Genomic DNA, 6,455 nt, shown 5'->3' on the forward strand with positions numbered 1-6,455 from the left:
TGTTCCATTTTAGAGATTTGTTTAAGATAAGATATAACTCATTGAGATGTGTCATAGTATTCGTCGTTAGAAAACAATTATTGTGACATTATTTCAATGAGTTATCTATTTTTGTCGTGTACAGAGAATATTATTTTAAAAATGCTCTTGCATAAGAGCTATTAATTTTCTCTTTTTCGTTTAGTTCATTTGCAGCATAAAATACAAGATTTGGATTTTTAAGCAACTCTCTTCCATATGCAACAAAATCACAAAAACTATTTTCAAGAAGATATTCACCCTCTTTTGCTGTTGTTATTAAACCAACAGCAATAACAGGAATATCTACACTTTTTTTAATCTCTTTTGCCCAATTAGCTTGATAAAATGGTTCAATTTTTGGTATCTTATCTGGATTTTCTATATTTCCACCACTTGAAACATGAATACAATCAACTCCAACTTTTTCTAACTCTTTACATAAATAAATAGAGTCTTCTATATTCCATCCATTTTGCATCCATTCATCAGCACTAATTCTAACAATAAGGGGTAATTTTACCCTATTTTTTATCTCTTTTGCAGTTTCAATTACTAATCTACACCTATTTTCTAAACTTCCACCATAAATATCATCTCTTTTATTTGTTAAAGGTGATAAAAATTCACACAACAAATATCCATGAGCAGCGTGAAGTTCTACTGAATCATAATTTGCTTTTTCGGCTCTAATTGCAGCATTTACAAACAACTCTTTTATTTTTGTTATCTCTTCAAGACTTAACGCTTTTGGAACTTTATATGGTGATTTTTGACTAAAAGCAATTGAGCTTGGAGCTACACAAATATCATCAACAACTTCAGATTTTCTTCCTGCATGAGCTAATTGTATAGAACTTTTTGCTCCAAATAAGTGTAACTTCTCATTCATTTTTTTATGATTTTCAATTAAAGAATCATCCCAAAGTCCTAATTCAAAAGATGAAACTCTTCCTTTTGGCTCAACTGATGCTGGTTCAACAATAATTAAACCAACATCAGCCATTGCTCTTGAAGTATAGTGAAACATATGGAAATCTTTTAATTCTCCACTATTATCACTTTTATACATACACATAGGTGGCATTACAACTCTATTTTTTAGTTCCAAATCACCTATTTTACCTTTGTTTAATAATAAACTCATTATAGCTCCTTAAATTAAATATATCAAATTATATATACACTAAACTTAAAATTCTCTCTTAAAGTATCTTCAAATTTAGCTAACTCTTTATTTAAATCCAAATCTCCTTTAAAAATATCATGCATAGAGTAAGTTTTAAAGGTTCTAATCCAACAAATTGAAAAGTTTTATGAGTAGCAACATTTGCTTCATCTAGTGATAATCCATCAAAAAAACCATCAGGATTGTTAAACTCACTTTTTGGACAATTATATGTCAAGCTTAGCATATATTTTTTGCCTTTTAGTAATCCACCACTTCCATAAGTTTTGCTATCATCGTTTTTGCTTCTTCCGTCGTTTGCATAGTGTCTTCCTTGAGTAAAAGTCTCATCGAAATATTTTTTTGTAATCCAAGGAACACCCATCCAATAAACAGGATATTGAAACAACACATAATCAGCCCACTCAAACTTCTCACACTCCTCTTTTATATCGTAACCCTTATCTATATTTGTATATTTTATAAGAAAGTTATTTTCTTTGAAAAATTGTGTCGCTTTTTCTAAAATCTTTTCAGTTAATTCACCTTTTGCAACATTTTCATAATATTGGTGTCCATTTAAAATTAAAACTTTTTTCATTTTGTACTCCTTTTAAATTATTCAACAATTATATATAATCAAACTTAACTTTTATATCGATTAAGGCTTTATACAAAGTTTGCAAAAACCACTTGCACCAACTTGAAATTAGAGTAATTACCCTAGCAACCACTCTAGCACCAGCTATTATCTGTTTTTCTAATTTTAAATATCTTTTATCGATAAAAGCCTATACTCTATCTCATAATCTTTATACTCTTGAATTAATTTTTGAGATTTCAAAACTAAAGCCTGATAGTTTATCCGTTTTTCATTTAGTTTTACTTCACAAATTAGAAGTTTCTTATCAATATCATCGATAGCAACTATATCTATCTCATTTTGATTATTTCTCTCCCAATATGAGCCAATAGAAGTGAAAGTTTGTTTCTCTTTTAAGAGTTCCACAAAAAGTTTTTCAAGGAATTTTCCTTGAAAAGTTGAGATATCTCTATAGATAATCTCTTTTAATCTATCGAAATTTTCAGCTTCGATTAGTGATTGGTATTTAAAAATAAATCTAAACCAAAAGGATAAAAAATTATCAACTATCTCATATTTTTGTACTTTTGAGTTTGGTTTAGCATTTATTGGTTTAATTGATTTTATGATGTTATAGTCATTTTCAAGTCGTGATAAATGTCCTGAAATATTTCTTTCCAAAATTGATTCTATTTCACTTCTTGATGTTTTTGAATCAGAGATTAAAGCTAAAATAGAAAAATATGTTCCATACTCTTTTCCAAACTCTTCAATAAGTCTATTTTTTCCCTCTTCCAAAAATATTGAGTTTGGATCAATAATTGTATCTATCATAGATTTTAAATCAAAACTACTGTTTAAGATAAATAGTTCTATATATTTTGCAACTCCACCACTTAGCAAATAAAAATCAAGTAAATTTTTATTTGAATAAGAGTTGTAATCTTTTAAAATCTCCTTTAATACACTTACTTTCAAAGGTTTTAAATCTATTTCCCTTAGATAAGTCTTGGAAAAGTAAGCGTCCATTACCCATAACGATGATTGGAGATGCTGCTCATTTGATGCCTCCTTTTGCAGGACAAGGCGTAAACAGTGGGTTGATGGATGCCTTGATATTGTCGGATAATCTGACCAATGGGAAATTTAACAGCATTGAAGAGGCTATTGAAAATTATGAACAGCAAATGTTTGCTTATGGAAGAGAAGCACAGGCAGAATCAATAATAAACGAAACGGAAATGTTCAGCCTCGACTTTTCTTTCCAAAAACTAATGAATCTATAAAACAGAAAGGCGAGGAAATGAAAGAGAAAATAGTTAAAAAAAACGGAATAAGACTTTTTACCGAAAGTTTTGGATGTGAAAAAGATCCGGCAATACTCTTGATTGCGGGAGCAACGGTATCCATGTTGTATTGGGATGCTGAATTTTGCCAGAAACTATCTGAAAAGGGATTTTTTGTTATTCGCTACGACAATAGGGACGTAGGAAAATCTACTAATTACGAACCGGGTTCAACCCCCTATGATATTGTTGACTTAACCCATGATGCTATTTCAATTTTGGACGGCTATAAAATAGTCAAAGCCAATTTTGTGGGAATTTCACTGGGCGGACTGATTTCTCAAATAGCATCAATAAAATATGCCGACAGGGTAAGTTCAATAACACTAATCTCATCAGGTCCTTGGGGCGACTCAGACCCCACAATTCCTGAAATGGATACGCGTATTTTAGATTTTCACGGAAAAGCTGAAACCGTAGATTGGACAAATGAAGACAGTGTGGCAAATTATTTAATTCAAGGTGCTGAATTGATGAGCGGCAGGAAACAATTTGACAAACAAAGAAGTGAAAAACTGATTAGAGCCGAATTTAAAAGAGCTAATAACTATATAAGTATGTTCAATCATGCGGCACTGCAAGGTGGTGAAGAATACTGGAACAGATTGAGCGAAATCAATCAACCAACCTTAATTGTACACGGAACGGACGATAAAATATGGCATTTTAAGAATTCAGCAGTTTTACTTGAAAAGATAAACGGCTCAAAACTAATAACGCTTGATGGAACCGGACACGAACTACATTTCGAAGATTGGAATAAAATTATTGATGGAATAACGCAACATACAACAAATAACAAAAGAATGAACAAATAGGGTATTATGTATTTCCAAATCAACGGTTTAGAGATTGAAGCTAATATCAATGTGTTCTTTGAATAACATCTTTTGGTGTTTTTTAATAATCATACTACGCAATTTTCTTTTATAAAAGGAAATATTGTAAACTAAATACGAAATGGTATCTTCATTAAATCATATCATCTCGGAGATACAGCGAAAAGAAAATACAATTTTGTTTTCTTAAAAACCAAAGACCAGGATTAACATCTTGGTCATTGTGCTTTTCAACCAATATCAACCAAAGCCACCAAAAAGATTACTTAACATAGGTTCATTGCCTGATTTTTTTATTCTTGAGACCTTAGCAGAAAATAATGTGATATGAAATATAAGGACATAGGAGAATCAGAGAAATTAGACCAAGTAATCAAAGAGATGAAAAATATTTTCAGAACTGTACCATATGGCGTCGATCACACAATGAAGGTGTTAGAAAATACACGGACGATTATTGAAAGAGAAAATGTAGACAGTCAGACTGGTTGTATTATAGAGTTAAGTGCTGTTTTACACGACATAGGTTCTGTGGAAGCATTACGCAAATATGGATCAATGGAGGGACATCTCCAAGAGCAGGAAGGAGTACCAATTGCAAGAAATATATTAAATGAACATAATTATGAACCATTCGTAATTGAAAGAGTATGTTATATAGTTGGAAACCATCATACGCCTGAAAAAATAGATGGAAAAGATTTTCAGATTCTTTGGGAGGCAGACCTTATTGAAAACATGCAAGTTATGGATTGCACTAAGGACACAGAAACCTTAAGACAATTTGTTTCAAAAAAAATCAAAACACAAGCGGGTAAGGCGCTTGCTTTATGTAAATACAGTCCTGCATTGAAGACCCTATAGTGATCAAGCAGATCCTTGATCACCTGAAGCACAAAGCCGAAACCAGCGGGACCAGGGCGTTACCCGAAAGCCGGGCGCCACCGGCTGAGCTGCTCCTGGGTCTGTTTGACTGACGAGCCTGAAGGCCAACGATACCAATCAAAATGCTGCGTTCACAGCGCCGCGGCAGGGATCCGCCGTGCTGGTTGTCGGAAAAGGAGCCGCTAGTGGGAAAGAGGAGGGTAAATTTTCAGCGTTGCTGGCTCCCCGTCAGCCGGATTGGGTTGCATCGCAGGGGTGTCGAAAGAGTCAACTGCGGTCCAAAGCTGTTGGACTTGGGTGAAAAGGGCGTTTATTCTTCCTATACGTTGTCGGCAGCGGGCCAAAAAGGAATACGTCCATGCCCATCGAGGTGAAACCGGCTGTGAGCGCGGGTTCAAGCATATAGCCCGACAGGCGCGTATCCTTGCCGATCACGACACGATGGCGGTGGTCACCGCGACGAAAGACACGGCCAGCCGCCATGCCGACGCGCAAGGCGGTTTCCGCCGTCATCGCGCCTTCGTTGGCTTTGCCACGAATACCGTCTGTGCCGAAATATTTGCGCACCATAAGGTCGATTATCCTGTCGTCGGGTCGCCCTCAAAGGGGACATGCCTGCTGAACCGCGAATATAGAGAAATATCCCGAATGTGCAGTTAACGAATTCTTGCGGTTTCTTTCAGCGCCGCCAATACCGCCAGCCCGTCGCGCAAGGGGCGCGGCTCGTGTGTGCGGATGAAGTCAGCTCCACCTGCGGCGGCGGCAAGCTCTGCAGCGAGTGTCGCGGCCCCGACATCCCCCGGACCACGGCCTGTGAGCGCGCGCAGAAAGGATTTGCGCGAAACAGACAGAAGCACCGGCAAATCGAAGCGCAGCCGCAATTCATCGAACCGCGCCAGCACCGAGAGCGAGGTTTCGGGAGCAGCCCCCAGAAAAAACCCCATGCCGGGATCAAGGACAAGGCGGTTGCGTTTGATACCGGCACCCGTCAGCGCCGCGATGCGCGCGTCAAAGAACGCCGCAATGTGATCCATGATGTCGCCAGCGGGTGCCTCGCGCCGATCTGCCTGCCCGTCTTGCACCGAATGCATAACGACGAGTTTGGCAGATGATTTCGCCAATTGCGGATAGAACGCAGCGTCTGGAAAACCGCGAATATCATTGAGATAGGCCACACCACGCGACAAGGCATAGGCTTGCGTCGCGGGTTGATAACTGTCGAGCGAGACGGGAATGCCATCTGCCTTGAGCGCGTCCAGCACCGGCGCGATACGCGCGATTTCTGTGTCGGACGAAACAGGCGCGGCGTCGGGATTGCTGGATGCCGGACCGAGGTCGATCACATCTGCCCCCTCGGCCATCAGCTTACGCGCCTGCGCAATGGCTGCGTCTGGCGCCAGATACCGGCCTCCATCGGAGAAACTGTCCGAGGTTATGTTGACGATGCCGAAAATGATGAGCGATTTATTCATGGGGGCTTCTATAATAATCTCTGTACACGACAAAAATAGATAACTCATTGAAATAATGTCACAATAATTGTTTTCTAACGACGAATACTATGACACATCTCAATGAGTTATATCTTATCTTAAACAAATCTCTAAAATGGAACA

Annotated in this window: 7 protein-coding genes and 1 pseudogene; 3 read left to right on the forward strand and 5 right to left on the reverse strand. The window is 37.6% G+C overall.

The window, feature by feature from the left end:
• Window positions 1–130: 130 nt before the first annotated feature.
• The 3 genes from FTU38_RS16260 to FTU38_RS16270 form a co-directional block, all read right to left on the reverse strand.
• Complete coding sequence (locus FTU38_RS16260) at window positions 131–1,165, reverse strand: tRNA-dihydrouridine synthase (RefSeq protein ID WP_169538918.1); 1,035 nt, start codon at window positions 1,163–1,165, stop codon at window positions 131–133.
• Window positions 1,166–1,256: 91 nt separating this feature from the next.
• Complete coding sequence (locus tag FTU38_RS16265; RefSeq protein WP_218944953.1) at window positions 1,257–1,787, reverse strand: NAD(P)H-dependent oxidoreductase; 531 nt, start codon at window positions 1,785–1,787, stop codon at window positions 1,257–1,259.
• A 165-nt stretch (window positions 1,788–1,952) separates the two neighbouring features.
• Window positions 1,953–2,798 carry a DUF234 domain-containing protein gene (locus tag FTU38_RS16270; protein ID WP_169538917.1) on the reverse strand — a complete coding sequence of 282 codons (846 nt, stop codon included), beginning with the start codon at window positions 2,796–2,798 and terminating at the stop codon, window positions 1,953–1,955.
• Between FTU38_RS16270 and FTU38_RS16275 the strand changes: the two are divergent.
• The 3 genes and pseudogenes from FTU38_RS16275 to FTU38_RS17085 form a co-directional block, all read left to right on the forward strand.
• Window positions 2,759–3,055 (forward strand): annotated as a pseudogene (locus FTU38_RS16275) (FAD-dependent oxidoreductase); the annotation flags it as partial. The gene FTU38_RS16270 and the pseudogene FTU38_RS16275 sit on opposite strands and share 40 nt — an antisense overlap.
• 17 nt (window positions 3,056–3,072) lie before the next feature.
• Window positions 3,073–3,933, forward strand: a complete 861-nt coding sequence (gene estT / locus FTU38_RS16280; protein ID WP_077782102.1) for a macrolide hydrolase EstT — start codon at window positions 3,073–3,075, stop codon at window positions 3,931–3,933.
• Between the two features lie 447 nt (window positions 3,934–4,380).
• Window positions 4,381–4,818, forward strand: a complete 438-nt coding sequence (locus FTU38_RS17085; protein WP_373683434.1) for an HD domain-containing protein — start codon at window positions 4,381–4,383, stop codon at window positions 4,816–4,818.
• A gap of 288 nt (window positions 4,819–5,106) precedes the next feature.
• Here FTU38_RS17085 and FTU38_RS16295 read toward each other — a convergent pair whose 3' ends face one another.
• Complete coding sequence (locus FTU38_RS16295; RefSeq protein ID WP_000251875.1) at window positions 5,107–5,409, reverse strand: phosphoglucosamine mutase; 303 nt, start codon at window positions 5,407–5,409, stop codon at window positions 5,107–5,109.
• 86 nt (window positions 5,410–5,495) lie between these two features.
• Window positions 5,496–6,311, reverse strand: coding sequence for a sulfonamide-resistant dihydropteroate synthase Sul2 (sul2, locus tag FTU38_RS16300; protein ID WP_001043260.1), 816 nt, complete (start codon window positions 6,309–6,311; stop codon window positions 5,496–5,498).
• Window positions 6,312–6,455 lie beyond the last annotated feature (144 nt).

It is taken from the genome of Acinetobacter sp. YH12098, from assembly GCF_013419235.1.
Lineage (GTDB): Bacteria > Pseudomonadota > Gammaproteobacteria > Pseudomonadales > Moraxellaceae > Acinetobacter > Acinetobacter amyesii.

Bases quoted from the DNA above. Each gene is read 5' to 3' on its own strand.
- FTU38_RS16260 (WP_169538918.1), bottom strand. From the start codon at position 1,165: ATGAGTTTATTATTAAACAAAGGTAAAATAGGTGATTTGGAACTAAAA.
- FTU38_RS16270 (WP_169538917.1), bottom strand. From the start codon at position 2,798: ATGGACGCTTACTTTTCCAAGACTTATCTAAGGGAAATAGATTTAAAA.
- FTU38_RS16295 (WP_000251875.1), bottom strand. From the start codon at position 5,409: ATGGTGCGCAAATATTTCGGCACAGACGGTATTCGTGGCAAAGCCAAC.
- sul2 (WP_001043260.1), bottom strand. From the start codon at position 6,311: ATGAATAAATCGCTCATCATTTTCGGCATCGTCAACATAACCTCGGAC.
- estT (WP_077782102.1), top strand. From the start codon at position 3,073: ATGAAAGAGAAAATAGTTAAAAAAAACGGAATAAGACTTTTTACCGAA.
- FTU38_RS16265 (WP_218944953.1), bottom strand. From the start codon at position 1,787: ATGAAAAAAGTTTTAATTTTAAATGGACACCAATATTATGAAAATGTT.
- FTU38_RS17085 (WP_373683434.1), top strand. From the start codon at position 4,381: ATGAAGGTGTTAGAAAATACACGGACGATTATTGAAAGAGAAAATGTA.